Origin of the sequence: Enterobacter sp. Cy-643 (assembly GCF_011752815.1) — a bacterium.
In the GTDB taxonomy this organism is placed as follows: domain Bacteria; phylum Pseudomonadota; class Gammaproteobacteria; order Enterobacterales; family Enterobacteriaceae; genus Cedecea.
In genome coordinates, this window is the sequence record NZ_VWWV01000001.1 from 216,116 (window position 1) to 240,887 (window position 24,772).

General features: G+C 56.7%; 22 protein-coding genes. 12 read left to right on the plus strand and 10 right to left on the minus strand.

Translation table 11 applies throughout. The features are described 5' to 3' along the window. The first annotated feature begins 19 nt into the window (after window positions 1-19). The 5 genes from F3J29_RS01010 to F3J29_RS01030 all read left to right on the plus strand — a co-directional run bounded on the left by F3J29_RS01010 (window position 20) and on the right by F3J29_RS01030 (window position 5,279). Entirely contained in the window at window positions 20-856 is an 837-nt protein-coding gene (locus F3J29_RS01010; protein ID WP_166862321.1) for a MetQ/NlpA family ABC transporter substrate-binding protein, read from the plus strand. A gap of 55 nt (window positions 857-911) precedes the next feature. Next, a complete protein-coding gene (gene sfbB, locus F3J29_RS01015) occupies window positions 912-1,928 on the plus strand; it encodes a virulence-associated ABC transporter ATP-binding protein SfbB (protein WP_166862323.1) in 1,017 nt (338 codons plus the stop codon). Next, window positions 1,921-2,580 (plus strand): methionine ABC transporter permease, encoded by a 660-nt coding sequence (locus tag F3J29_RS01020; RefSeq protein WP_008460218.1) that lies wholly within the window; start codon window positions 1,921-1,923, stop codon window positions 2,578-2,580. The genes sfbB and F3J29_RS01020 overlap by 8 nt, the downstream gene beginning before the upstream one ends. 231 nt (window positions 2,581-2,811) lie before the next feature. After that, on the plus strand, window positions 2,812-3,483 hold the full coding sequence (locus tag F3J29_RS01025) for a hypothetical protein (RefSeq protein WP_166864846.1): 672 nt from the start codon (window positions 2,812-2,814) through the stop codon (window positions 3,481-3,483). A gap of 587 nt (window positions 3,484-4,070) precedes the next feature. Continuing rightward, window positions 4,071-5,279: an MFS transporter gene (locus F3J29_RS01030; RefSeq protein WP_166862325.1), complete on the plus strand. Its 1,209-nt coding sequence runs from the start codon at window positions 4,071-4,073 to the stop codon at window positions 5,277-5,279. Here F3J29_RS01030 and mnmH read toward each other — a convergent pair. The 5 genes from mnmH to ppiB all read right to left on the minus strand — a co-directional run bounded on the left by mnmH (window position 5,269) and on the right by ppiB (window position 9,424). Continuing rightward, on the minus strand, window positions 5,269-6,366 hold the full coding sequence (gene mnmH / locus F3J29_RS01035) for a tRNA 2-selenouridine(34) synthase MnmH (RefSeq protein ID WP_166862326.1): 1,098 nt from the start codon (window positions 6,364-6,366) through the stop codon (window positions 5,269-5,271). The two genes, F3J29_RS01030 and mnmH, sit on opposite strands and share 11 nt — an antisense overlap. Window positions 6,367-6,491: 125 nt before the next feature. After that, window positions 6,492-7,562 carry a 5-(carboxyamino)imidazole ribonucleotide synthase gene (gene purK, locus F3J29_RS01040; RefSeq protein WP_166862328.1) on the minus strand — a complete coding sequence of 357 codons (1,071 nt, stop codon included), beginning with the start codon at window positions 7,560-7,562 and terminating at the stop codon, window positions 6,492-6,494. After that, window positions 7,559-8,068, minus strand: coding sequence for a 5-(carboxyamino)imidazole ribonucleotide mutase (gene purE / locus F3J29_RS01045; protein ID WP_166862330.1), 510 nt, complete (start codon window positions 8,066-8,068; stop codon window positions 7,559-7,561). The genes purK and purE overlap by 4 nt, the downstream gene beginning before the upstream one ends. A gap of 139 nt (window positions 8,069-8,207) precedes the next feature. Beyond that, window positions 8,208-8,930, minus strand: a complete 723-nt coding sequence (gene lpxH, locus F3J29_RS01050; protein ID WP_166862332.1) for a UDP-2,3-diacylglucosamine diphosphatase — start codon at window positions 8,928-8,930, stop codon at window positions 8,208-8,210. After that, window positions 8,930-9,424, minus strand: coding sequence for a peptidylprolyl isomerase B (ppiB, locus tag F3J29_RS01055; RefSeq protein WP_008460206.1), 495 nt, complete (start codon window positions 9,422-9,424; stop codon window positions 8,930-8,932). Before ppiB ends, lpxH begins: the two co-directional genes overlap by 1 nt. A 175-nt stretch (window positions 9,425-9,599) precedes the next feature. Between ppiB and cysS the strand changes: the two genes are divergently transcribed. Continuing rightward, window positions 9,600-10,985 (plus strand): cysteine--tRNA ligase, encoded by a 1,386-nt coding sequence (cysS, locus tag F3J29_RS01060; RefSeq protein WP_166862334.1) that lies wholly within the window; start codon window positions 9,600-9,602, stop codon window positions 10,983-10,985. 83 nt (window positions 10,986-11,068) lie between these two features. Here the strand turns inward: cysS and ahpF are convergent, their stop codons facing one another. The 3 genes from ahpF to F3J29_RS01075 form a co-directional block, all read right to left on the minus strand. After that, window positions 11,069-12,637, minus strand: coding sequence for an alkyl hydroperoxide reductase subunit F (gene ahpF, locus F3J29_RS01065; protein WP_008460203.1), 1,569 nt, complete (start codon window positions 12,635-12,637; stop codon window positions 11,069-11,071). Between the two features lie 80 nt (window positions 12,638-12,717). Then, the gene (ahpC, locus tag F3J29_RS01070; RefSeq protein WP_008460202.1) at window positions 12,718-13,281 is read right to left on the minus strand and encodes an alkyl hydroperoxide reductase subunit C; all 564 of its coding nucleotides are present in this window, start codon (window positions 13,279-13,281) and stop codon (window positions 12,718-12,720) included. 146 nt (window positions 13,282-13,427) lie between these two features. Next, window positions 13,428-14,309 carry a LysR substrate-binding domain-containing protein gene (locus F3J29_RS01075; RefSeq protein WP_166862336.1) on the minus strand — a complete coding sequence of 294 codons (882 nt, stop codon included), beginning with the start codon at window positions 14,307-14,309 and terminating at the stop codon, window positions 13,428-13,430. A gap of 130 nt (window positions 14,310-14,439) precedes the next feature. On the opposite strand from F3J29_RS01075, the gene F3J29_RS01080 reads away from it, so the two are divergent. Both F3J29_RS01080 and opgB read left to right on the plus strand, forming a co-directional pair. After that, window positions 14,440-15,561: an agmatine deiminase family protein gene (locus F3J29_RS01080; protein WP_166862337.1), complete on the plus strand. Its 1,122-nt coding sequence runs from the start codon at window positions 14,440-14,442 to the stop codon at window positions 15,559-15,561. A 355-nt stretch (window positions 15,562-15,916) separates the two neighbouring features. Beyond that, window positions 15,917-18,205: a phosphatidylglycerol--membrane-oligosaccharide glycerophosphotransferase gene (opgB, locus tag F3J29_RS01085; RefSeq protein WP_166862339.1), complete on the plus strand. Its 2,289-nt coding sequence runs from the start codon at window positions 15,917-15,919 to the stop codon at window positions 18,203-18,205. A gap of 32 nt (window positions 18,206-18,237) precedes the next feature. On the opposite strand, the gene arsC is transcribed toward opgB, so the two are convergent. After that, the gene (gene arsC / locus F3J29_RS01090) at window positions 18,238-18,594 is read right to left on the minus strand and encodes an arsenate reductase (glutaredoxin) (RefSeq protein WP_166862341.1); all 357 of its coding nucleotides are present in this window, start codon (window positions 18,592-18,594) and stop codon (window positions 18,238-18,240) included. An 11-nt stretch (window positions 18,595-18,605) separates the two neighbouring features. Beyond that, window positions 18,606-20,069, minus strand: a complete 1,464-nt coding sequence (bepA, locus tag F3J29_RS01095) for a beta-barrel assembly-enhancing protease (protein ID WP_166862343.1) — start codon at window positions 20,067-20,069, stop codon at window positions 18,606-18,608. Window positions 20,070-20,271: 202 nt separating this feature from the next. Between bepA and F3J29_RS01100 the strand changes: the two genes are divergently transcribed. The 4 genes from F3J29_RS01100 (at window position 20,272) to F3J29_RS01115 (ending at window position 24,737) form a co-directional block, all read left to right on the plus strand. Then, window positions 20,272-21,348, plus strand: coding sequence for an AI-2E family transporter (locus F3J29_RS01100; protein ID WP_166862345.1), 1,077 nt, complete (start codon window positions 20,272-20,274; stop codon window positions 21,346-21,348). A gap of 328 nt (window positions 21,349-21,676) precedes the next feature. Beyond that, window positions 21,677-23,092 carry an MATE family efflux transporter gene (locus F3J29_RS01105; RefSeq protein ID WP_166862347.1) on the plus strand — a complete coding sequence of 472 codons (1,416 nt, stop codon included), beginning with the start codon at window positions 21,677-21,679 and terminating at the stop codon, window positions 23,090-23,092. A 36-nt stretch (window positions 23,093-23,128) separates the two neighbouring features. After that, window positions 23,129-24,016: an MBL fold metallo-hydrolase gene (locus F3J29_RS01110; protein WP_166862349.1), complete on the plus strand. Its 888-nt coding sequence runs from the start codon at window positions 23,129-23,131 to the stop codon at window positions 24,014-24,016. A gap of 118 nt (window positions 24,017-24,134) precedes the next feature. Continuing rightward, window positions 24,135-24,737 (plus strand): TetR/AcrR family transcriptional regulator, encoded by a 603-nt coding sequence (locus F3J29_RS01115; protein WP_166862351.1) that lies wholly within the window; start codon window positions 24,135-24,137, stop codon window positions 24,735-24,737. Window positions 24,738-24,772: the final 35 nt, after the last annotated feature.

Here is a 24,772-nt window from a genome sequence, read left to right on the forward strand (position 1 = left end):
TCTGTAAGGGAGAATACCCATGGGAAATCGTTTCGGCTGGCGCGTGGCGACCGGCGCTTTACTTCTGGCCAGCGGCCTGCAGTTTGCTCAGGCCAACAGCGACCCGCACACCATTGTCTTCGGCGTAGCGCCGGGGCCATACGGCGATATGGTCAAACAGGCCATCGCCCCGTCGTTAAAAGAGAAAGGCTATAAAGTCGTGGTGCGCGAGTTCAGCGACTACGTGCAGCCCAACATGGCGCTGGCCAACGGCAGCATCGACGCCAACCTGTTCCAGCACTCACTGTACTTCGACAAATTCACCGCCGACAAAAACCTCAAGCTGGCGAAGCTGATCGCCGTGCCGACCGCCGGGATGGGCATTTATTCCCACAAAGTCAAAAGCCTGGACGAGCTGAAGCAGGGCGACATTGTCACCCTGTCTAACGACCCGACTAACCTCGCCCGTGGGCTGCGTTTCCTGCAGTCCATGGAGCTTATCACCATCAAAGAGAACATTGACCCGACCAAAGCCTCCGAGCGCGACATCGCCACCAACCCGAAAGGCCTGGTGTTTAAATCGCTGGAAGCCGCACAGCTGCCGCGCACGCTGGACAGCGCCAGCGCCGCGCTGGTCAACGGTAACTTTGCCATTGCGGCCGGGCTAAAACTCTCTTCCGCGCTCAAACAGGAACACCTGGACGAGAACCTCAAAAACATCATCGCGGTGCGTGCCGAAGATGCGGACAAACCATTCGCCAAAGACATCGTGGAGACCGTGAAGTCCCCGACCTACGAAAAAGCGATCGACGATCCGCAGAATATTTTCAACGCCTTCCAGAAACCGGACTGGATGGTTGCCGCCGATAAAAAGTAATAGAGCAAAGCGGGCAGGCGGGATGCCTGCCTTTTGTCGCTGATTTGAGGTTGTCATGATTGAGATTGAAAAGGTCTGCGTGGACTTCCCCACGGGCCGGAGCCAGACCAGCCGGGCGGTGAACGATGTTTCGCTGCACATTGGCGCGGGGGAGATTTTTGGCATTGTCGGCACCAGCGGAGCGGGGAAAAGTACCTTATTACGTACCCTGAACGCGCTCCAGCGCCCGAGTGAAGGCCGCGTAAAAATCGGTGGGACTGAGGTAACCGCGCTGCAGGGGGCCGAGCTGCGCAAAGCGCGTCAGCGCATCGGCATGATTTTCCAGCACTTCAATTTGATGCACACCCGGACGGTCAGGCAGAACGTGGCGTTCAGCCTCAAAGCCGCAGGCTGGGAGCGCAGTAAAATCGGCCCGCGCGTGGCCGAAATTCTTGAGCTGGTGAGCCTGGCCGACAAAGCGAACCGCTACCCGGTGCAGCTGAGCGGCGGGCAGAAACAGCGCGTGGGTATTGCGCGCGCCATCGCTAACCACCCGGATGTTTTGCTCTGTGATGAACCAACCTCCGCGCTGGATCTGGAAACGTCGGCCACCATTCTGGCGCTGCTGAAGAAGATCAACCAGCAGCTTGGGATCACCATCGTACTGATCACCCACGAGATGAACGTGATCAAAACGATTTGCGACCGCGTGGCGGTGATGTCTGGCGGGGAAGTGGTGGAGTCCGGCGAGGTGTTCGACATTTTTGCGCATCCGCAGCATGAATTTACCCGCCAGCTGGTGTCCCACACGCTGAACCTGACGCTGCCGGTGCGCCTGCTCGACAACATGCGCGGCGCGCTGCTGAAAATCATGTTCGTTGGCGACTCGGCCGAACAGCCGGTGCTCTCCTTCGCGGCGGTGAAATACGGCGTGGCGGTGAACATTCTGCACGGCAAAATTGAGTACATCAGCGACCGCGCGCTGGGCATTCTGGTGGTGGCGATCACCGCACCCGGCAACCCGGCGGCGGTGGGGGATGCCATCGACCATATTCGGAAACATACGGCCTGTGTGGAGGTGCTGAATGGATGATTTAGTCGCGGACCTGACGATTGCCTTTGGCGAAACCTTCCAGATGCTGGGTATTTCCACGCTGCTGGCGATTATCGGCGGCCTGCCGCTGGGCTTTTTGATCTTCGTGACCGACCGCAACCTGTTCTGGCAGAACCGCGCGCTAAACATCATCAGCTCGGTGCTGGTGAACATCGTGCGTTCGGTACCGTTCGTCATTCTGCTGGTGCTGCTGTTGCCGCTGACGCAGTTCCTGCTCGGCAACACCATCGGGCCGATTGCGGCGTCCGTACCGTTATCGGTGGCGGCGATCGCGTTTTATGCCCGCCTGGTGGACGGCGCGCTGCGGGAAGTGGACAAAGGCATTATTGAAGCGGCGGAGGCCTTTGGCGCCAGCCCGATGCGCATCATCTGCACCGTGCTGCTGCCGGAAGCCAGCGCCGGTTTGCTGCGCGGGTTAACCATAACTCTGGTCAGCCTGATCGGTTACTCGGCGATGGCGGGGATTGTCGGCGGCGGCGGCGTGGGCGACCTCGCGATACGCTTCGGCTATTACCGCTATGAAACCCAGGTCATGGTGGTCACGGTTGTGGCGCTGATTGTGCTGGTGCAAATCGTGCAAATGTTTGGCGACTATCTCGCCAAACGCGCGGACAAGCGCGACAGGCATTAACCTTCTTCCTGGCCGGGCGTTTGTTCGGCCTGTTTTCTTCCTTATCAGCCTCCAAACTGCAATTCCCGAAAGCGTTTCATCATTCCTGCGAGCCGTCTCGAAGTATGCCATTCTGCCTGATTTTTCAGCTATATCACCGTGCAGCCATCCAGTATGATCGGAGGGATGAGCAAGAGAGAAACCCGGTCAAAGCCGGAAAAAGAAGCGCCCCCGAATAATGGAGATTTTTATATGGATATGCGTAGTTTCCGACAATGTAGAGGCATGACAAAGTCACCATCATGGACTTTTCTTGATGTATTTCGCTGGAAAATACTTCCTGAAAAATTCGGTGGGGGCAGATCTTATGCCAGAGGTTTTAAAGATGCGTGGGTCAAAAAAAATCGTACTCTTATCAGAGCCGCAGCATTACGCTATAAACTTCCGCCAGAATTGCTCGCAGGTGTCTGTTGGATAGAGGTCGGCGGTGACCCAAATATTATTGATCGTTTGGCTTTTGAGGTTCGTGCCATAGACTGGAGCGGACCTGCGTATACCGACCGTCATTTCACAATAACCTCGCCTCCGGCGAAAACCTCGTTTGGATTTGTCAGCATGCAACTGCGTACTGCCGCCCAAACTGTGGGGCTGGATGCAGACACAATGAGCACATCAGAGCTTCGCTCCCTGTCCCAATGCCTTGAAAAAGACACCTATAATATCAATCTTGCTGCTATGCATTTACGCCAACTTGCCGACTATGACAGGTTACCCTCGCGGCTTAGTATGAATGATGTGAAAATTATTGGGGCGAGATATAACCGTGGTACGAATCCGAGCCTGGAAAATATAAAGAAAGATATGCGATATGGGGATTTTATTGTCAAGCATTGGCAGCATTTTAACAGACTTGTTTTGCAGTAGGGAGGCGGGGTGAGGATATTTATTAGAGTTATACTTTTTCTATTTTATCTACTGTGTATGGTAGCGATGTATTTATCTATGGTTGATAAATATGATGTTATATATGATATGGAACCGACACTTTCCCAGGACTCATTAGGCCACAACAGCAATAATGGTGCGGTCTTTGGGGGACTAATACTGCTTTTAATTTTTATGTCTCAAATGCTATTTTTTTACTTTGAACAATCGAAAAAATGGAGATGGGCAGCAGTGGTCATGACAGTATTGGCTTTCCTGTTTTTCTTTATTAGGTAGGGCTTATTTTTTTGCAACCTTTTAGCGGAATTTAGATTCCATGTTTATCCCGAGCCCACGGTGTTGGTTCGATGTGAGGGGGAGAGTTGGTTATTCAGAGACCTGGTGACATTGTGGGGGGAGGGCGAGACATTGTTGAAAGCTTGTATTCAAGTTGCCCAAAACTCACAGTTGCCCTTTCCCCTGCGATTGGCTAGTATCGCTCCTGCTTCTCGCAAGTCGTAAACGTTAACGTTATCCAACGTACATATTCTCCCCGGCATTCGGGGTAATTGTACTTGGGTAACATCATGGCACTTTTTACATCTCCCTTTATTGCGTACCGCAAGCCCCACGTTCTGGGCTTTATCCTCTATTTCATCGTTGGCCTGGTCGACGGCGCGATTGTTCCCTTTTTCCCGCTGTGGGCGCAGCAGTCTGCCGCTATTCCGGTGGAGTTTATTGGCCTGCTGTTCGGCTGCTATGCCGGGGGCGAGCTGCTGGCCGCGCCGTTTATCGGCGGGATTGCCGATCGCGTGGGCAGAAGACCCGTGTTGATTATTTCGGCGACCGGCGTCGGGGCGGGCTTTATCGCGCTGTTCTTTGCGCACGGCGTGTTTGCCGCCGCCGCCGTGCTGATCGTTATTGGCCTGTTTGAATCCGTGCTGCACCCGACCATCTACACCGTTGTGGCGGACGCCACGCCAGCCTCGGAGCACCGCCGTCAGTTCAGCGTTATGCGCGTGTGTTCCGGCGCGGGCGCCATTGCCGGGCCGCTGCTGGGCACGGTACTGGTGCAAGAGGGGCTGGGCTACGTCTTTCTGGCCGGAGGTTCGGTGATGGTGGCAGGTGGCCTGATGCTGGCGATCTCTCTGGCGGAAACGCGTCCACTGGCAGCTGGAATGGACGATGAGGCCGAAGATGAAGAGGGGCTCAGCGCGCTGCTGCCCGCGTTCCGGGACCGCCGTCTGGCCGGGCTGTTGATTTGGGTGTTGCTGCTGGGCGTGGCCGGGAGCTGGGTGGAGGCCGTCATGCCGCTGTATGCCAGCAATCAGATGGGAATGAGCGCCGCAAGCATCGGCTATCTTTTCGCGTTCGGCGCAGGGATCAACACGGTCGGCCAACTGGCCTTAACGACGCTGTTTGCCCGCCGCTCGCCGATGTTTATCACCCTTAGCGCGGGTTTGGCGCTGATCGCTGCCTTTGTTTTGCTATTGGCACATCCACACGTCGTCACGCTGATAATGGCGGTCTGCCTCTATTCGCTGTCCCAGATGATGACCGGCCCGCTGATCCCGACGGCGGTGAACAAGTTAGCCCCGGCGCGGCTGCGCGCGACCTACATGGCGGCACTTTCAGTGGTGAGCGATCTGCAGGGCTCGGTGGGGCCAGCGACCGGCACGGCATTGTTCGCGCTGGCGTTTACTTTGCCGTGGGCGGTGGGCATTCCGCTGGTCGGGCTGGCGGTGACCGGACTGGGGCTGACGCTCGCCGCCGGGGAAAAATCGGCTACTCGTTAACGCTGCGCAGCCAGGCTTCGACCTGCTGGTAATCTCCCCGGAAGACGATCTGGTCGGCCTTCTGGCTGAGCTGATAGCGATACATCGGGTCGTAATACTCTTTCAGCAGCGGCGACAGCCAGGCCAGATGGCCTTCGCAGGAGCCGGTTTTCCGCTGGATGAGCAGCGCCTCGTCCAGCCTGGCGGTGAACTGCTGGAAGCGTTCCATGCCCAGGCGACGGCGGATGGCAAACAGGCCGTGGTGCAGATACTCGGCGTAATCGCGCCACGCGGTTTCTTCCTCGCTGACGGATAAAAACGCCTCGCTCATCTGGTGGAAGTATTCGTGTTGGAGGCGCTCCAGCCGCAGCTCGAACGGATCGTCAATGGCCACAATCGGCGAGCGCAGCATCTGTTCCCTGAAGGCTTCGGGGATGTGGCGGGAGCCAATCATCCGGCCTTCGTCTTCCACAACCAGCGTTTTGGGCTCGGTCGGGCTGATTTTCAGCAGGGTGACGGCGAGGTTATTTTCGAAGCTGGCCTGAGAAGGTTGGGCGACAATCGTGCGGCCAAACGACGAGCCGCGATGGTGCGCCAGCCCTTCAAGGTCAACGCCCCTTGGCAGGGAGCGGATCAGGATGGTTTTGCCGCAGCCGGTGTTGCCGCTGACGATGATCATCGGCCACCGGGAACGGGTGTCGATTACCTGCATGGCATGCTGGCGCAGGGCTTTGTAGCCGCCGGTGACCAGCGGGTACTCGAGGCCGTTTTCCCGCAGCCACTGCTGCACGATGTGGCTACGCATTCCACCTCTGGCACAGCATAAATAGCCTTCCGGCTGCTGGCGGCAGTTTTCCAGCCAGCGTTCGATGCGGCTGGCTTTGCTCTCGCCGCTGACCAGCCGGTGCCCCAGTTCGACGGCGGCCTGCTGGCCCTGCTGCTTATAGCACGTCCCGACCTGCGCGCGTTCATCGTCCAACATCAGCGGTAGATTATGCGCGGCGGGCATTGAACCCTGGGCGAACTCTACCGGGGCGCGAACGTCTATCAGCGGGATGTCGTTGAGCAGCAGGCGGTCGTAGTCCTGCGTGTTGGGGCGTTTTTCCATGGCATAACCTTAGTCTGAAGCGGCGAAACGGGGGGATTGTGCGCTTCTGGTCGGGCAAAGGAAAGGGGCAGGGGGAAATGGTCTGACCCTCTAAAGTCAAACAGAGGGTCAGACGAGGTGCGGTTTTACTTCACCAGCTTGCTCTGCGCCCAGGCAATGCCGCTGGCGTATTCGGCCGGGAGCAGGGGAACCAGGGCTTCCAGCGAGGCGCTCAGGCGGCCGGTGTCGCTGTCGTTCAGGTTGAGGTGCCCGACTTTACGGCCCGGACGAACGTCTTTGTCGTACCAGTGCAGGTGCACCAGCGGCAGCTTCAGCCAGGCATAGTTCAGGTCGGTGCCGATCAGGTTCACCATCACCGACGGGGCATTAACGACAGGCTGCGGCAGCGGTAAATCCACGATGGCGCGCAGGTGCAGCTCGAACTGGCTGATAGAAGCACCGTTTTGCGTCCAGTGCCCGCTGTTGTGCACGCGCGGGGCCAGCTCGTTGATCAGCAGGCCGGCTGGCGTGACGAAGCACTCCATCGCCATCACGCCGACGTAGCCCAGCTCGTGCATAATGGCGGTAAGCATGGTTTCGGCCTGGCGCTGCTGTTCGGCGTTGGCCTGCGGGAAGGCAACGCTGGTGCGCAGAATGCCGTCCTGGTGCAGGTTGTGGGTCAGCGGGTAGAACACAGTGCTGCCGTCGTGGCCGCGCGCGCCTACCAGAGAAACTTCGCCGGAGAAGTTAATGCCCTGCTCGACGATGCATTCGCCGTAGCACTCTTCCGGCAGCTGGTCGGTTTCATCGGCACGTAAGCGCCACTGGCCGCGACCATCGTAGCCGCCCACGCGGCGCTTCACGATAGCCACAGAGCCCAGCTGGCTGAACACGTCCTGCCATTCCTGGCTGCCGGAGAGCAACTGCCACGGCGCGGTGGCCAGCCCGAGCTTATCGAACAGCTGCTTTTGCGTCAGGCGGTCGGCGATGATCGGGAAGATATCGCGGTTAACGAAGGCGCTATGGCGCGCCAGTTCGCGGGTGAGCGCGGTTTCTGGCCAGCGCTCAATCTCGGCGGTGATCACGCTCTGGGCGAACGGCACGGCTTCCGGCTCGGCGTCCAGGCCAACAGGGTAAACGGCGATGCCCAGCGGCTCACCGGCCTGGCGGAGCATGCGCCCCAGCTGGCCGTTACCTAAGACACAGACGCGCTTCATGCTTCACTCCGTGGATCCGGATTATCCAGCACTTCGTCGGTCTGGGTTTGACGCCAGGTCGCCAGGCGCTGGCTCAGGCCTGCGTCATGCAGGGCCAGGATCTGCGCGGCCAGCAGGGCGGCGTTGGCGGCTCCAGCTTTACCGATGGCCAGCGTGCCGACAGGAATGCCGCGCGGCATCTGGACGATAGAATACAGGCTGTCCACGCCGCTCAGAGCGGCGCTTTGAACCGGCACACCCAGCACCGGGACCAGGGTTTTCGCGGCCAGCATACCCGGCAGGTGCGCTGCGCCACCGGCTCCGGCGATGATCACCTGGTAGCCATTGGCTTCGGCCTGCTCGGCAAAGCTGAAAAGCTTATCCGGCGTGCGGTGGGCGGAGACGACTTCGACATGGTGAGGGACATTCAGGGCGGTAAGGATTTCAGCGGCGAACTGCATGGTGGCCCAGTCACTTTTGGAACCCATAACAATGGCGATACGCGCCGGGGTGTGCTCAGAAGACATGCGTCTCAAAACTCCTGTGGGTGTGCAGACATCATCGGGCGACGGGCGCCCGTTCAGAAGGGCTCAGAGAATAGCACGAACTTCCGGCAAGGAAAACGGTTGCGTGGTTAACGAATCGGCAAAAAAGCGGGCTTTCAGGTCAGAAAGGAAAATGAATCAGCTCGACGTTTTCCGGCGTGACTTTGATCATCGACCCTTCTTTATGCCACGCGCCTAACACGCAGCGGAAAGCGGGCTTCCCGTTAGCCTCAAGCTCGTGAATAGCCGGGCGATGGGTGTGCCCGTGAATCAGCCATTGGACATTGTGACGGGTGAGGGTATCGACCACCGCCTGCGGGTTCACATCCATGATCTCCAGCGACTTCATATTATTCGCCGCCTGGCTGTCGGCGCGCATCCGGTCGGCGATACGCTGGCGGATAAACAGCGGCAGGGCGAGATAGAACTTCTGCAGCCACGGCTGATGAACCTTGCGGCGAAATGCCTGATAGCCTTCGTCGTCGGTACACAGCGTGTCGCCGTGCATGATCAGGATTTTTCGGCCATAAACATCGAGGAGCTTTTCTTCCGGCAGCAGCGTCATGCCGCTGGCTTTGGCGTAGCGCTTGCCGAGTAAAAAATCCCGGTTGCCGTGAATGAAATAGCAGGGAATGCCGGTATCAACCACCGCTTTAATGGCCGCGGCGATTTGCTGGTAGAGCGGCTCCGGCGCGTCGTCGCCAATCCAGGCTTCGAACAGATCGCCAAGAATATAGAGCGCATCCGCCTGGCGGGCTTCACCGGCTAAGAAACGCAGAAAACCGGCGGCGATCGCCGGTTCTTCTGGGCAGAGGTGTAAATCTGCAATAAACAGCGTCGACATTATTCGCTGACGGTCACGCTTTCGATAATAACGTCTTCTTTCGGTACATCCTGGTGCATACCGCTGCGGCCGGTGGAAACGGCTTTGATTTTCTCAACCACGTCCATCCCTTCAACCACTTCTGCGAACACGCAGTAGCCCCAACCCTGCAGGCTTTCGCCGCTGAAGTTCAGGAAGTCGTTGTCGGCCACGTTGATGAAGAACTGTGCGGTGGCAGAGTGCGGAGCCTGGGTACGAGCCATTGCCAGCGTACCGCGGGTGTTTTTCAGGCCGTTATTCGCTTCGTTCTGAATGGTGTCTTTGGTCGCTTTCTGCTTCATACCCGGTTCGAAACCGCCGCCCTGGATCATAAAGCCGTTGATCACACGGTGGAAAATGGTGTTGTTGTAGAAGCCTTCGCGGCAGTAGTCCAGGAAGTTTTTAACGGTAACAGGCGCTTTATCATCAAAAGTTTTGATGACGATATCGCCGTGATTAGTGTGAAAAGTAACCATGCTTGCATCCTATGAGTGTCAGAGAGTACGGCGGCAAACGGTGCCGTCGTACCAGCACGCTGTTATAGCATAACGCTACATCATAGTCAGTAATGCAAAGCAGACTGCCGTCGGGGAAAATAATCGGGTAAGATAACCGGGAGTATTCTTCCACACGCTTACATGGAATCCCCTGATGTTAAAAATATTTAATACACTGACTCGCCAAAAAGAGGAATTCAAACCTATTCATGCCGGAAAGGTAGGCATGTACGTGTGTGGTATCACCGTTTACGATCTCTGTCACATTGGCCATGGCCGTACTTTTGTTGCGTTCGACGTGGTGGCGCGCTACCTGCGTTCCCTGGGCTATGAGCTGAACTACGTGCGTAACATCACCGACATCGACGATAAAATCATTAAGCGCGCCCATGAAAATGGCGAAGACTTTGTGGCGCTTGTCGACCGCATGGTCGTCGAAATGCACAAAGATTTCGACGCGCTGAACATTTTGCGCCCGAACAGCGAGCCGCGTGCGACCAAACACATTCCGGAAATCATCGAAATTGTTGAACAGCTGCTGGCTCGCGATCACGCCTATGTGGCGGAAAACGGCGATGTGATGTTCTCGGTGCTGACCGACCCGAATTATGGCCTGCTGTCTCGCCAGGATCTGGAGCAGCTTCAGGCCGGTGCGCGCGTGGACGTGGTTGACGTGAAGCGCAACCCGATGGACTTCGTGCTGTGGAAAATGTCCAAGCCGGGTGAACCCGCGTGGACTTCTCCGTGGGGCGAAGGCCGCCCGGGCTGGCACATCGAATGTTCCGCGATGAACTGCAAAGAGCTGGGCAACCACTTTGATATTCACGGCGGCGGCTCTGACCTGATGTTCCCGCACCACGAGAACGAAATCGCCCAGTCTACCTGTGCCCACGACGGCGAGTACGTCAACACTTGGATGCACTCCGGAATGGTGATGGTTGACCGCGAGAAGATGTCCAAATCCCTGGGCAACTTCTTTACCGTGCGTGACGTGCTGAAGTATTACGACGCGGAAACCGTGCGTTACTTCCTGATGTCCGGCCACTACCGCAGCCAGCTCAACTACAGCGAAGAGAACCTGAAACAGGCTCGCTCGGCACTGGAGCGCCTGTACACCTCGCTGCGCGGCACCGACAGCAATATCGCACCAGCCGGGGGCGAAGCCTTCGAAGCCCGCTTCCGCGAAGCGATGGACGATGACTTCAACACCCCGGAAGCCTACTCTGTGCTGTTCGATATGGCTCGCGAAGTGAACCGCCTGAAAGCGGAAGATCTGGATGCGGCAAACGGGCTGGCGGCGGCGCTGCGTAAGCTCTCCGCGATTCTGGGCCTGCTGGAGCAGGATCCGGAGCAGTTCCTGCAGGGCGGTGCGCAGGCGGACGACGGCGAAGTGGCGGAAATCGAAGCGCTGATCAAGCAGCGTAACGATGCGCGTCAGTCGAAAGACTGGGCGCTGGCGGACCAGGCGCGTGACCGTCTGAACGAGATGGGCATTGTGCTGGAAGACGGCGCGGGTGGCACGACCTGGCGTCGTAAGTAAGATTTAGAACGTGAAAAAGCGGCCTATGACAGGCCGCTTTTTTTATGGCTGGCCGCTGTGGCGCGGCCTGATTGGCAGGTGCTTTACTCCGGGGCTGAGGTGCGAATCAGGTAATCAAACGCGCTCAGGGAGGCTTTCGCGCCTTCGCCGGTGGCGATGATGATCTGTTTGTAAGGCACGGTGGTGCAGTCGCCCGCGGCGAATACGCCTTTCACGGTGGTTTCGCATTTCGCGTCGATGATAATTTCACCCATGCGGTTGCGTTCCACGCTGCCTTCCAGCCAGGTAGTATTCGGTAGCAGGCCGATTTGCACGAAGATGCCGGCCAGGGCAACGTCATGCACGCTTTCGGTCACGCGGTCTTTATACTGCAGGCCGGTCACTTTGCTGCCGTCGCCTTTCACTTCCAGCGTCTGCGCGTTCAACACGATGTCGACGTTTTTCAGGCTGCGCACTTTGTTCTGCAGAACCTGATCGGCCTTCATTTCCGGGGCAAATTCCAGCAGGGTGACGTGCTCGACGATACCCGCCAGGTCAATGGCCGCTTCCACGCCGGAGTTCCCGCCGCCGATTACCGCCACGCGTTTGCCTTTAAACAGCGGGCCGTCGCAGTGCGGGCAGTAGGTCACGCCTTTGGTACGGTACTGATCTTCGCCCGGCACGTTCATGTTGCGCCATTTTGCGCCGGTCGCCACGATAATGCTGCGCGCTTTCAGCGTGGCGCCCGATGCGGTTTGGATCTGGTGCAGGCCGCCTTCGGTTTTGGCCGGGATCAGCTTGCTGGCGCTTTGAGTGTCGATCACGTCCACGTCGTAGTCGTCCACGTGGGCTTTCAGCGCGCCCGCCAGCTTCTGGCCTTCGGTTTTCGGCACGGAAATGTAGTTTTCGATATCTACGGTATCCAGCACCTGGCCGCCGAAGCGTTCGCCCATCAGGCCGGTACGGATGCCTTTACGCGCCGCATAGACCGCCGCCGCCGCGCCCGCAGGGCCGCTGCCGACGATCAGCACGTCATAAGCCTCACGCTGGTTCAGCGCTTCCGCCGCGCGTTTTTCTGCGCCGGTATCAATTTTGCCCACGATTTCAGCCAGCGTCATGCGGCCCTGACCAAATTCTTTGCCGTTCAGGAACACGGCAGGCACGCCCATCACATTGCGTGCCTGAATTTCATTCTGGTAAACGCCGCCGTCGATAGCTGTATGGGTGATGCGCGGATTCAGCACGCTCATCAGGTTCAGCGCCTGCACAACGTCCGGACAGTTGTGGCAGGAGAGGGAATAATAGGTTTCAAAGTGGAAGTCGCCGTCGATCTCACGGATTTGCGCCAGCAGATCCTGAGATTCTTTGGACGGGTGACCGCCGACCTGGAGCAAAGCCAGCACCAGGGAAGTGAATTCGTGACCCAGCGGGGAGCCGGCAAAGCGCGGGCCCTGGCTTGAGCCTGGGTTAGTGATTAAAAACGACGGTTTGCGCACCGGCAGATCGTTATTAATGCTGAAAGAAACTTTGTCGGATAACTCAGCGATGTCTGCCAGCAGTTCTTTTACTTCAGATGATTTCGCGCCGTCGTCCAGCGTGGCAATCAACTCAACAGGTTTCGTTAGTCTCTCAAGATAGGCTTTGAGCTGGGTTTTCATTGTTGTGTCGAGCATGGTCAGTCTCCCTGGTGGCGAGAAAAAACGGCTACCAAAAGGAGTAGCCGTAAAATAAAAGAGGGTAACGCGGGTAAAACTTAGATTTTGCCGACCAGGTCCAGAGATGGCGCCAGAGTCGCTTCACCTTCTTTCCATTTAGCCGGGCAAACTTCGCCTGGGTGAGAAGCGACATACTGGGCAGCTTTCACTTTACGCAGCAGGTCAGACGCGTCGCGGCCAATGCCTTCGGCGGTCACTTCGATAGCCTGGATGATGCCCTGAGGGTCAACCACGAAGGTGGCGCGGTCTGCCAGACCTTCATCTTCACGCATGTTTTCGAAGTTACGGGTCAGCGCGCCGGTTGGGTCGCCGATCATCGCGTATTTGATTTTAGCGATGGTTTCAGAGCTGCCGTGCCACGCTTTGTGGGTGAAATGGGTGTCGGTAGAAACGGAATACACGTCTACGCCCAGTTTCTGCAGTTCTTCGTAATGGTCAGCCACGTCGCCCAGTTCGGTCGGGCAAACGAAAGTAAAGTCAGCCGGGTAGAAGAAGAAAACGCTCCAGCGGCCTTCGGTATCTTTTTCCGTAACTTCAACGAATTCGCCGTTTTTAAAAGCCTGGTTTTTGAATGGTTTGATTTTGGTATTAATTAAAGACATCTAAACTTCCTCCGTTTTGCGATGGGAGAAAGGTACCGAATATTAGTCCTGGGCTCTAATGGGTAGGTTTTATTGAATCAAGAGGTATTTCCTAACAGTGATTCTGCGGGCATAAATAAATTGCCTGAAGAGCGACATATCGCCGTTCAGGCCCCTCTCGCTTCGTCCATTTTGCCAGGCAGCCTGGCCCGGAGCCACGCGCAAAACTGGCGGGTAAGCGGGTCATTTTCGCTCTCTCGATGGATAAGCCATGCCCAGTCGGCGCCGCGCACGGTTTGCTCCCCCAGCGGGATAAGCTGCCCATTTGCCCTTTTTCGTTCTGCCAGCAGCTGGCTGACAAGTGCGATACCCAACCCGTCTGCGGCAGCGTCAAGCAATAATCCGGGATCGGAGAAGTTCATGCCCTGGCTTTGTTGGCCGACATCCTCACCTCCGGCCACGCTCCAGTGCTCCCAGCTCATCTCTCGTTCGCCGTGAAGCGTTATTCGTCGCTGGGCCGGCATCTCCCGCAGTCTGGGGTGGCAGGCCGGATAAAGTCTATCCTTATACAACACCTCAAAAATACATTCTGCCTGGTGGCTGACGTCATCCCGAATAGCCACGTCGATGGTTTCACTGCCCATATCCGGCGGGTCAAAGCTGGTAAATAGCCAGACATCGGTTTCCGGATAGTGGCGATTAAAGTCAGCCAGACTGGGCAAGAGCCAGTGCCTGGCAAACGCAGGCGTGGTGTTCACGATAAGCTGATTCGGCTTACGGTACTGATCGAGCCGCCGAATCCCCACCGCCAGCTGTTGCAGCATGACCTGCGCGGTGCTGTAAAGATCCTGCCCGGCGTCCGTCAGGCTAACGCTGCGCCCGCTGCGGAAGAACAGCGGTTGTTCCAGATAATTCTCCAGGCTGCGGATTTGCTGGCTGATGGCCGACTGGGTGAGGTGCAGTTCAGCGGCGGCCTGATGAAAGCTTCCCAAACGCGCGGCGGCTTCAAACCCTCGCAGGGCATTTAACGGTGGCCAGTGTTTTAACATTTCGATAAGCCAGACTAATCAGATGTCCGCTAAATATATCGTTGGAAGCTGAATTCAGCCAGTGATGAAATATCCACCTGCAATACTGAGCAGAATTTCTTATTTTAAAACAGCTATACGGGAGTCCGGTATGTCAACGCGTCGTGAATTTATAAAGTGTGCCTCGGTGCTGGCGGGGATGGGCATGGCGGGCTCTCTGGGGCTGCCCGTTTCCGCCCTTGCGGCGGTGGGGGCTGGCTGGCGCATGCCTGACGAAGGAGAGCCGCAGCAGCGGGCATTTATCGCGTTTGGCGCGCAGCGGGCTATCTGGAAAGATTTTACCCCCGACGTGCAGGATGCCCTGGGACGCATCGCCCGCGCTATCGCCGGTTATCAACCGCTGACGATATTCTGCCGGGCACACGAACGCCCGATGGCGGAGGAAAAATGCGGGAGCCACAACGTGACTTACGTGGTGACCGAGCTGGACGACATCTGGATGCGGGACACCGGCGCATGCTTTGTCACTTCGCCGGAAGGCAGGCTCGCCGCCGTGGGCTTTAACTTCAACGGCTGGGGCAATAAGCAGCGGCACAGTAAAGACGCGCAGCTGGCGGCGTTGATGGCGGAAAAATACGGCGCTGCGCCGTTTATTAACAGCGGCCTGACAGGCGAAGGCGGCGGGATTGAGGTGGACGGGCACGGCACCGGCATGATGACTGAAAGCAGTTGGGTCAACGCTAATCGTAATCCTGGCTGGCATCGCGATCGGGTTGAGCAAGAACTGAAAACGCAGCTGGGCCTGAAGAAAATCATCTGGCTGCCGGGCATTAAAGGCAAAGATATTACTGATGCTCACGTTGATTTTTACGCCCGTTTTGTGAAACCCGGCGTGGTGATAGCCAACCTCGATCCGGATCCGGACTCCTGGGATCACAAGGTGACGCAGGCCCACCTGGATATCCTCAGGCAAGCTACTGACGCCGATGGCCGCAGACTAAAGGTTCATACCGTCACTCCGCCGCAGGCGCCACGCGCCAGCCGCTTCAGCGAAGAGAACCCGGATTTTGCCGCCGGATACATCAACTATTTCGCGATCAATGGCGCGATTATTGCTCCGGAGTTTGGCGATGAAGAGACGGATGAGGCCGCGTTTCGCCTGCTGTCGAGGCTCTACCCTGAACGTGAAGTGGTGCAGCTTAACATCGATGCAATTGCCGCCGGAGGCGGGGGGATCCACTGTGTGACAAATCAGTTACCCGCCGTGAAATAGCGGCGTGAAATTCGCCCGGCACTGAGCTATGCGCAAAAAAAGGCCACCCGTTGCGAGGGTGGCCGGCGTTGCGCGTTACAATTCCACTTTAAAAAATTATAACAGCGGCGAAATTACAGCACTTTAGCGTTAAAAAGGTCAATTCCCCGGTTCGTTGTAGTAGCGATGGTTGTAATAGTTGGAAACTATTAAAGGCCGTGAGTCCTAAAATTCGAGGGATATTCTGAAAAGTCGAGGTGGTGAGCAAAGTAATGTCAGGAAAATTGCGGCTGTATGACGGTAAGGTTAAATTACCGGCTGTTATTTTTCTGCATGAATAATCGCGCCTGGCTGCGCGAGGGTTGAGGTACTGGCGTTGTCCGAATTGCTTTCTCTGGTGTTGTTTTTGGCGGCCATTGCCGTGTATGCGGTTAAGGCCGGGCGAAATATCTGGTGGCTGGCGATCATCCTGCTGATGCTCGGCCTGTTCATCGTCCTCAACGTGACGCTGCTTGCCAGTAATTATTTTACCGGCGAAGGTATCAACGACGCGGTGCTCTATACGCTCACCAGCAGCATGACCGGCGCGGGCGTTGGCAAATACATTCTGCCCGGGTTGGGCCTCGCCGTTGGGCTGATTGCTATTTTTGGCGGTTTGACCTGGATTTTACGCCGGAAGAACCATCCTCACCATTTGGGCTACAGCGCCCTGGCGCTGTTTCTGGCTCTGTTTTCGATAAAAACAACGCCTGCTTATCAGCAGGTGGTGTCGCTGATTAAATCCCAGACCCGCACCGGCACCTCTGACTTTGCCAACTGGTATAAAGTCCCGGAAGGTACCATTAAACAGCCGAAGCTCAACCTGGTTTATATCTACGGCGAAAGTCTGGAACGCACTTATTTTGATGAGCAGGCGTTTCCCGACTTAGCGCCGGAGCTGAACGCTCTGAAAAGCCAGGCAATAGATTTCAGCCATACCGGGCAGATGGCGGGGATGGACTACACCATTGCGGGTATTGTCGCTTCGCAGTGTGGGATCCCGCTGTTTGCACCTTTCGAGGGGAACTCCTCGGCGTCTATGTCGAGCTTCTTCCCGAAGAACATTTGCCTCGGCGATATTCTTAAAGCCTCCGGCTATCAAAACTACTTTATCCAGGGCGCAGACCTGCGCTTTGCCGGCAAAGACATTTTCCTGCAGTCCCACGGCTTCGAGCATATGTACGGTGCGCAGGAGCTGAAGGGGATGGTGCCCGACCCGAATTACCGCAATAACTGGGGTTTTTACGACGATACGGTGCTGGACGAAGCTTATGACAAGTTTATCGAGCTTTCTAAAGCCGGGAAGCGCTTCTCGCTGTTTACCCTGACGGTGGACACTCATCACCCGGACGGCTTTATCTCGCGGACCTGTAACCGCCGCAGCTACAGCTACGAGGGCAAAGAAAACCGATCTTTTAGCGCCGTTTCATGCAGCCAGGAGCATATCGCGGCGCTAATAGAAAAAATTAAAGCCTCGCCTTATTTCCGTAACACGGTGATCGTGGTCTCTTCCGACCATCTGGCGATGAACAACACGGCGTATAAATACCTGACGAAGCAGGACAGGCAGAACCTGTTCTTTGTCATTCGCGGCGATAAACCGCAGGCGGAAATAAAAGCCGTGAAGCGCAACACGATGGATAACGGTGCGACGGTGCTGGATATCCTCGGCGGGGGGAACTACATCGGCCTGGGGCGCAGCAGCCTGTCGGGGGAGTCGCTGTCGATGGTCTTTACCAACCTGAAAGAGAAGGTTATCGACTGGAAGCCGGACGTGATCGAACTGTGGAACTTCCCGAAAACCATCAGCCGCTACAGCATCGATCGGAAGAAGAATACGTTCAGCTATTCTGGCGCGCACTTCAGGCTGCCGCTGCTGTTGAAAATCGGCAAAGGTAAAATTGAACCGCTGCCGGAAAGCGAATACTCGGCGCCACTGCGCTATCAGCTGGCGGATTTTAAAAGCGACGACAGGTTTATCTGGGCCGACCGCTGCTACAAAATGGCGCGCCTGTGGGAGCCGCAGCTCGCGCTTTCTACTGGCTTGTGCGTAGCCCAGGGGCAGCTCGGCGGGGAGCCAACGGTACGGCTGGTGGACAAACCGCTGGATGAATACAACGTACAGTTTGACGAGCAAACGCTGAGTAACGAGCGTTTCAAAAATAATGTGGCTCTGCTGAAGGCGGATGAGAACAGTATTCGCTACCAGGCCGACAGCTTTATTTTTAACGTGGCCGGGGCGCCGCAGAGCGTGAAGCAGTTCAGCGGTATTTCGCGCCCGGAAGCCTGGGGCCGCTGGTCAAACGCCAACATGGCTCCCGTGGTGACCATTGAATACCAGGATCCGCTGCCAACAACGTTCGATCTGGTGCTGGTGGCCAAAGCCTTTGGGCCAAACGTCGGCGAGCCGGTTTCGGTGAAGGTCGGTGATGAAGTGCAGACCATAACCTTTGGCGACCAGCTTTCCACAGTCACGCTGCGTTTTGATAACCCGGCTGGCAGCAAGTTGTTGACCATTGAACCGCCGAAGCCGCAGTTGTCCAACGAGGGCAATATCCTGGGGCATGAACCGCGTAAGATTGGCGTGGGGCTGGCTGAGCTGAAAATTGTGCCGGTGAGCGGCTAACCCGTTCCCGGGGAGGGAACGGGCGGGGCAGATCAGAGGATTTCGAGAACCTGTTCCGGCGGGCGGCCAATGCGGGCTTTCCCGTTGGCAAGCACGATTGGACGCTCGATAAGTTTCGGGTGCTCAATCATCGCCTGAATGAGCGCTTCTTCGCTGAGGCTGGCGTCGTCCAGCTGTAGCGCTTTGTACTGGTCTTCTTTGCGGCGCATCAGTTCCCGCGCGCTGGTAAAGCCCAGTTTCTTCAACAGCGATTTGACCGTGGCTGCGTCCGGCGGCGTTTCCAGGTAGAGCACCACTTCTGGCTCAACGCCATTTTCCTTCAACAGGCTCAGTGTTTCACGGCTCTTGGAGCAGCGTGGGTTGTGATAAATTTCGACCTTCGTGGACATACGAACTCCTGTTACATTTTCATATAAGGTTTAAAGCGCTGCTGCAGCTGGCGCAGCTGATCGATTCGGGCGTCGTATCTGGCCTGTTGCAGACTGCCGAGTTTCACTTGCGAGCTGGCGCTGCTGAGCAGTGAAATAGCCTGATCCAGACGGCCATTGAGCGCCATGACTTCGGCGCGTGCCGCTAACTCCTGATCGCGGTTGCCTAGTTTCCCCTGTGCCTGCGCCAGTAAGTCCCAGCCGTTGGTATCGTCCGGGTGAGCGAACGTGTAGCGATTAAGTTGCGTCGCTGCCTCGGCGGTCTGCCCGCCTTCAAGGTAAGCGTTGGCGAGGTTCAGCTGCAGCACCGGGTTATTCTTCAGATCCGGGGCGTTTTTCAGCCGGTTGATCGCGTCGCTGGCTTTGTGCTGGCCGAGATCGATATCGGTGGCCAGATCGAGATACCACGGGTTGCCCGGCTGGGCGCTAATCAATGGCTGAAGCGCTTTCCTTGCCTCGTCGTATTTATCCGCCTGTAGAGCCTGCAGCGCGCGACCATATTGCGCCGCATTTTGCTCACGCACGTTGCCTTTTGACCAGGCATCCAGCAGGTCCGGGGTTAGCTGATTGCGGCCAGAGTTATACATCCCCAGGGTGCGAACCTTCGCCATGTAGAAATTTTCCGAGGACTGAACCACTACCGGGCGCATTTGGTTGGCGCGGTTGCGGGCATCCGCCAGGCGGCTTTCCGGCAATGGGTGGGTCAGCAGAATTTCCGGCGGGCGGGAGGAGTAGCGGGCCTGATCGAGCAGTTTTTCCAGGAAGCCAGGCATCGCCTGAGGATCAAAGCCCGAACGCTGCAGTACCTGAATACCGATACGATCGGCTTCCTGCTCATTCTGCTGCGTAAAGCTAATCATGCCTTGCTGCGTCCCGGCCAGCGTTCCGGACAGCGCGGCCATCCCGGCCTGAGGGCTGGCCATTGCCAGCAGAATTGAGCCTAAGGCACCGACCCAGGTCAGCGGCGCATTTTTCTTTTGATCTTCCATCGCACGAGCCAGGTGGCGCTGAGTGACGTGGGAGATTTCGTGGGCCATTACAGAAGCCAGCTGGCTTTCCGTATCGGCATAACGGAACAGCGCCGAGTGGAGCACCACGTTGCCGCCAAAGAAGGCGAAGGCGTTAATTTCGTCGTTGTTGATCAAAAAGAAGTGGAACGGGGTCTTCACCGAGTTGGCGTGGCTAACCAGCCGCATGCCCAGCGAGTTAATGTATTGCGTCAGCAGCGGATCGTTAATCAGCGGGGCGCTGCCGCGCAGCTGACGGACGTAAAAATCGCCCATCTGCATTTCCTGCGCGATAGACAGCGTGCTGCCCGCGGATGTTCCCATATCAGGGAGTTGGTCAGTTACATCCGCGCGCGCTGGCAGTAAGGTTGCCACCAGCAGCGAGGCCGTAAGTGTTGCAATCAGGGTCTTTTTCAACTGCCTAACCATAACTACTGTCCCGTTTAGTCGTTGTCAGATTTTGACACGATGAGTACAAGTTTGTTCGCTTAAAGAAGTGTACTGTAGGGCGTTGAAGCTGCGAAGATTTTATTTGGTGGATTCTCCTGTGTAATCCGCCGTAAAAAGCAAAGTCTTTGCGGTGACATTTCGATACAATTCGGCATCAAAAAAAACTTCACGGAAGGGATGTATGCTCGACATGTTGTTGCAGTGGTATCGCCGTCGCTTCAGCGACCCGGAGGCGATTGCCCTGTTGGTTATTCTGGTGGCGGGTTTTTGCATCCTGTTCTTCCTGCACGGTCTGCTGGCTCCGCTGCTGGTTGCCATCGTTCTGGCCTATTTGCTTGAATGGCCTACGGTGCGCCTCGAGCGTATCGGTTGTTCCCGAACGTGGGCCACCACCATCGTGCTGGTGTTGTTTGTCGGCATTTTGCTGCTGATGGTGCTGTTTGTGGCCCCCGTCGCCTGGCAGCAGGGCATCAACCTGATTCGCGATATGCCGGGGATGCTCAACAAACTTTCCGATTTTGCCGCCACGCTGCCTAAGCGTTATCCGGCGCTGGTGGATGCGGGCATTATCGACGCCATGGCCGAAAACGTTCGCGGTCGGCTTTCCGGCATGGGCGACCAGGTGGTGAAATTCTCGCTGGCGTCGCTGGTTGGGCTACTGACGCTGGCTATTTACCTGATTCTGGTGCCGCTGATGGTGTTCTTCCTGGTGAAGGACAAAGAGCAGATGCTGAATGCCGTGCGCCGTGTTCTGCCGCGCAACCGCGGGCTGGCCGGGCAAGTCTGGCTGGAGATGAACCAGCAAATCACCAACTATATTCGCGGCAAAGTGCTGGAGATGATTGTCGTGGGCGTGGCGACCTATATCGGCTTTATTGTTTTCGGGCTGAATTATTCGCTGCTGCTGGCGGTGCTGGTTGGCTTCTCGGTGCTGATTCCGTACATCGGCGCGTTTGTGGTCACCATTCCCGTTATCTGTGTGGCGCTGTTCCAGTTTGGCCTGGGCACCGAATTCTGGACGCTGTTTGGCGTGTATCTGATTATTCAGGCGCTGGACGGTAACCTGCTGGTGCCGGTGCTGTTCTCTGAGGCAGTGAACCTGCATCCGCTGGTGATTATTCTGTCGGTGGTGATTTTCGGCGGGCTGTGGGGATTCTGGGGCGTGTTCTTTGCTATCCCGCTGGCAACATTGATTAAGGCCGTGGTTCACGCCTGGCCGGATGCCTCTGCGGTGGATGACGTGGCGAGCCGGGAGTAGCGATCGGGGATCGGCGACGGTATTTAGATATCCACCGTCGCCGATCGCGCCCTCCTGCCTGGCAGCCCCTTCTGCCTGATATTTTACTGCATGACCCTTCTCCATCTTCAAAAAAACCACACGCTATTCGAGTTCAGTTCCTGCTTACGGCGGCGGCTAAACGAAGGTGCTTATAATCTTCCCCTGGAAACGATCGATGGACTATTTGTTTCGATCCCTCTTGTATTCCGTTTTTTTGCCGCATAGTATTATGATCATAATATAATCATTGTTAACACTACGCGAAGCGACCGTGACAGGGTTAACGAGAGGCGGCAGAGAGGGCAACATGAAGATTCAGAACGATCGTCAGGATGCAAAGCGGCACATGCGGGAACAAATGCTGAGTGGGCCAGTCTTTTCAACAATGATGCGCCTGGCTCTCCCCACCGTTGCCGTACTGGCAGCACAAACTCTGGTCAACGTGGCTGAGACCTATTATGTCTCTTTCCTCGGAACACCTGCTTTGGTTGGGGTGTCGATGGTGTTCCCGCTGTGGATGTTGATGACGATGATGGCGGCCGGGGGCATTGGCGGAGGGGTGGCTTCTGCGGTTGCCAGAGCCGCCGGAGCGGGCAGGCATGATGATGTGAATGCGCTGATCCTGCATGCGGTCGTGGTGGCAGTGGTCTTTGGCCTGCTTTTTTCTGTGAGCGTTATCGGCTTTGGGCCGGTGCTTTATGCCGCTCTCGGTGGGTCTGGCGAGGCGCTTCAGGCTGCGCAGACATACTCAATATTTGTTTTTATTGCTGCGGTTCCGATTTGGATAGTCAATCTCCTTTCCGCCGTGCTCAGGGGCGTCGGGAATGTGAAAGTGCCGGCCATGGTGACGTTTATCGGCGCTATTGTGTTGGTCCCTCTCTCGCCGCTGTTTATTTTCGGCCTTGGCCCGATCAAAGGCCTTGGCATCGCGGGAGCCGGTGTGGCTGTGAGTCTCTATTACTGGCTGGCTGCCTTGGCACTGCTGCGCTACATGGCCAGTGGGCGTGCCGGGCTCCGTTTGAGGTTCTCTCCTCTGCGTGGCCGGTTATTCGGCGACATTCTTAAGGTGGGTGTGTTGGCCGCACTGGGGACACTGCAACTGAATGTCATGGTTCTGCTTGTGACCGGTGCTGTCGGGCGGTTTGGCCTCGATGCTATCGGCGGCTATGGCACAGCATCCCGACTGGACTACGTTCTTATTCCTGTTTTATTCGCAATGGGGACCGCGATCCTCACTATGGTCGGGACGAACGTGGGCGCAGGTCAGATTGCCCGAGCCAGAAAAATTGCGTGGGTTGGGGTGGCGGTAAGCGTCACGATTGTCGAAGTCATTGGTTTAATTGTGGCTCTTTTCCCGGCGCTGTGGATGGGGCTGTTCACCCAGGATCCGGCGATTATGCAAACCGGCTCTCTCTATCTGCAAATTGTTGCGCCGCTGTATGTCGCGACCGGGGTCGTTTTCGCGCTGAGTTTTGCCGCCCAGGGCAGCGGTTATATGTGGCGCATCTTTCTTGCCGGTACGGTACGTCTGCTGATTGCCGCCGGCGGCGGGTGGGTGGCCGTGGCGTATTGCCATGTCTCCCTGACCACTTTGTTTGCGATTATTGCGGCGGCGATAGTGATTTCAGCTGTGATTTGCGTAGTGACGGAGCTTTCTGGTGCCATGTGGCCGCGGTCAGAGGGCAGCCGAAGCCAGCGCGGCGTTGCAGAACAGGCTCGCTAGCGAAAAGTTTTAATACGTAATCAGGAGATAATCAGCATGAGTACTCATACGGCCAAGAGCTGGAAAATAGGGCATGCCACCGTGACCCGCATTGAGGAACTTCACGGCCCTGGCTTCAGGGGGGAGGAACTCTTTGCCGATTGGGACCCGGCGGTTCTTAAAGAGCATGGCGGCTGGATGGTGCCTGATTTTTACCAGCTCTCGACCCATCAGGTCATGATGTCGGTCCACTCCTGGCTGATAAGGACACCGCACCATACGATCCTGGTAGACGCGTGCTGCGGAAACCATAAACATCGCCCGGAGTCGCCTCACTTCCACCAACTGAACTCGCCGTACCTTGAGCGACTAAGCTGCGCGGGCGTTAAACCTGAGGACGTTGACTATGTGCTGTGTACACATCTGCATGTGGATCACGTTGGTTGGAATACCCGGCTACTGGACGGGTGTTGGGTGCCCACATTTCCAAATGCCAAATATGTTTTTTCGCTTGAAGAGCTGAATTTTTGGGACCCGGCAAGAAACCCGCATCTGCCGCAAGAATCCCGGGACGTCTTTACTGATTCAGTGCTGCCTGTGCTAGAGGCTAACCAGGCGCAGGTGGTAAGCATGACGGATCGGCTCAGCGACGCTTTGTTGATAGAGCCTACGCCGGGGCATTCACCGGGCCACGTTATGCTTCGATTAATCAGCGGACAGGAGGAGGGGGTATTTATTGGGGATGTTATGCATCACCCCATACAGATTTATAGGCCTGAGTGGAACAGCCGATTCTGTATGGATCCGGTACAGGCAATCAAGTCGCGGAAACAGGTTCTGAACCATTGTGCCGAAACGAATGCCGTGATGTTTCCTGCTCATTTCGGGGCGCCACACGCCGGGCGGATCTCCCGCAATGGAAGCGCATTTTTCTTTGATTATTAACGCCTCTCGACAGAATAACGCATAGCCGGCCAGCAAAAGGATGGTGGCTGCCTGACGGTCTGTTATATTATGATTATAATTTAATCGTCATTAAGCTTGCAGATAAGAGGGCAGTTTTATGCGCTATGCCAAAGGTCATAAAGAGGAAACGCACCAGCACATTGTTAAGGTCGCTTCGCAACGTTTTCGTGAAGAAGGCATTGAGAAGGTAGGGGTGGCTGCCCTGATGGAACATGCGGGGCTAACGGTGGGGGGGTTTTATAGCCACTTTAAGTCTAAAGAGGATCTGATCCAGGAGGCCGTTGGCCTCGCTGCAGACGAAACCTTCTGCCGCATTTTTAGCGAGGGTAGCGATAGCCAGGCGGTAAGCCTGGAGCGGATTTTAGCGCGTTATCTCAGCCCTGAGCACCGCGACCATCCGGAAGCCGGCTGTGTCTTCGCCTCGCTTGCGTCGGAACTGAAGAACCGACCGGAAGAGACCCGGGCAATGGTTGCTGGAAAAACGGTAGGGTTTATTCGACATATCGCGGACACCCTACCGGCAAAAGCGGAGGCTGAAGTGCGAATGAGAGCTGCGGCGGCGATTTGGGCCGTGATGGTCGGCACGCTTCAGTTGTCTCGCATTGTGACCGATCCGGCGCTGTCCACGCAGCTTCTGCAGGACGGGATCGCGACCGCATTGAGGCTTGCCTCAGAAATAGAACCGCTGCGCGCGGGATAAACCGGGCGCGGCTAACTGCCTCACCAAAAGGTGAA

What these genes read in the sequence shown, in the direction of transcription:
- F3J29_RS01010 (WP_166862321.1), top strand. Translation starts at nt 20, where the DNA reads ATGGGAAATCGTTTCGGCTGGCGCGTGGCGACCGGCGCTTTACTTCTG.
- sfbB (WP_166862323.1), top strand. Translation starts at nt 912, where the DNA reads ATGATTGAGATTGAAAAGGTCTGCGTGGACTTCCCCACGGGCCGGAGC.
- F3J29_RS01020 (WP_008460218.1), top strand. Translation starts at nt 1,921, where the DNA reads ATGGATGATTTAGTCGCGGACCTGACGATTGCCTTTGGCGAAACCTTC.
- F3J29_RS01025 (WP_166864846.1), top strand. Translation starts at nt 2,812, where the DNA reads ATGGATATGCGTAGTTTCCGACAATGTAGAGGCATGACAAAGTCACCA.
- F3J29_RS01030 (WP_166862325.1), top strand. Translation starts at nt 4,071, where the DNA reads ATGGCACTTTTTACATCTCCCTTTATTGCGTACCGCAAGCCCCACGTT.
- mnmH (WP_166862326.1), bottom strand. Translation starts at nt 6,366, where the DNA reads ATGGAAAAACGCCCCAACACGCAGGACTACGACCGCCTGCTGCTCAAC.
- purK (WP_166862328.1), bottom strand. Translation starts at nt 7,562, where the DNA reads ATGAAGCGCGTCTGTGTCTTAGGTAACGGCCAGCTGGGGCGCATGCTC.
- purE (WP_166862330.1), bottom strand. Translation starts at nt 8,068, where the DNA reads ATGTCTTCTGAGCACACCCCGGCGCGTATCGCCATTGTTATGGGTTCC.
- lpxH (WP_166862332.1), bottom strand. Translation starts at nt 8,930, where the DNA reads ATGTCGACGCTGTTTATTGCAGATTTACACCTCTGCCCAGAAGAACCG.
- ppiB (WP_008460206.1), bottom strand. Translation starts at nt 9,424, where the DNA reads ATGGTTACTTTTCACACTAATCACGGCGATATCGTCATCAAAACTTTT.
- cysS (WP_166862334.1), top strand. Translation starts at nt 9,600, where the DNA reads ATGTTAAAAATATTTAATACACTGACTCGCCAAAAAGAGGAATTCAAA.
- ahpF (WP_008460203.1), bottom strand. Translation starts at nt 12,637, where the DNA reads ATGCTCGACACAACAATGAAAACCCAGCTCAAAGCCTATCTTGAGAGA.
- ahpC (WP_008460202.1), bottom strand. Translation starts at nt 13,281, where the DNA reads ATGTCTTTAATTAATACCAAAATCAAACCATTCAAAAACCAGGCTTTT.
- F3J29_RS01075 (WP_166862336.1), bottom strand. Translation starts at nt 14,309, where the DNA reads ATGTTAAAACACTGGCCACCGTTAAATGCCCTGCGAGGGTTTGAAGCC.
- F3J29_RS01080 (WP_166862337.1), top strand. Translation starts at nt 14,440, where the DNA reads ATGTCAACGCGTCGTGAATTTATAAAGTGTGCCTCGGTGCTGGCGGGG.
- arsC (WP_166862341.1), bottom strand. Translation starts at nt 18,594, where the DNA reads ATGTCCACGAAGGTCGAAATTTATCACAACCCACGCTGCTCCAAGAGC.
- bepA (WP_166862343.1), bottom strand. Translation starts at nt 20,069, where the DNA reads ATGGTTAGGCAGTTGAAAAAGACCCTGATTGCAACACTTACGGCCTCG.
- F3J29_RS01100 (WP_166862345.1), top strand. Translation starts at nt 20,272, where the DNA reads ATGCTCGACATGTTGTTGCAGTGGTATCGCCGTCGCTTCAGCGACCCG.
- F3J29_RS01105 (WP_166862347.1), top strand. Translation starts at nt 21,677, where the DNA reads ATGAAGATTCAGAACGATCGTCAGGATGCAAAGCGGCACATGCGGGAA.
- F3J29_RS01110 (WP_166862349.1), top strand. Translation starts at nt 23,129, where the DNA reads ATGAGTACTCATACGGCCAAGAGCTGGAAAATAGGGCATGCCACCGTG.
- F3J29_RS01115 (WP_166862351.1), top strand. Translation starts at nt 24,135, where the DNA reads ATGCGCTATGCCAAAGGTCATAAAGAGGAAACGCACCAGCACATTGTT.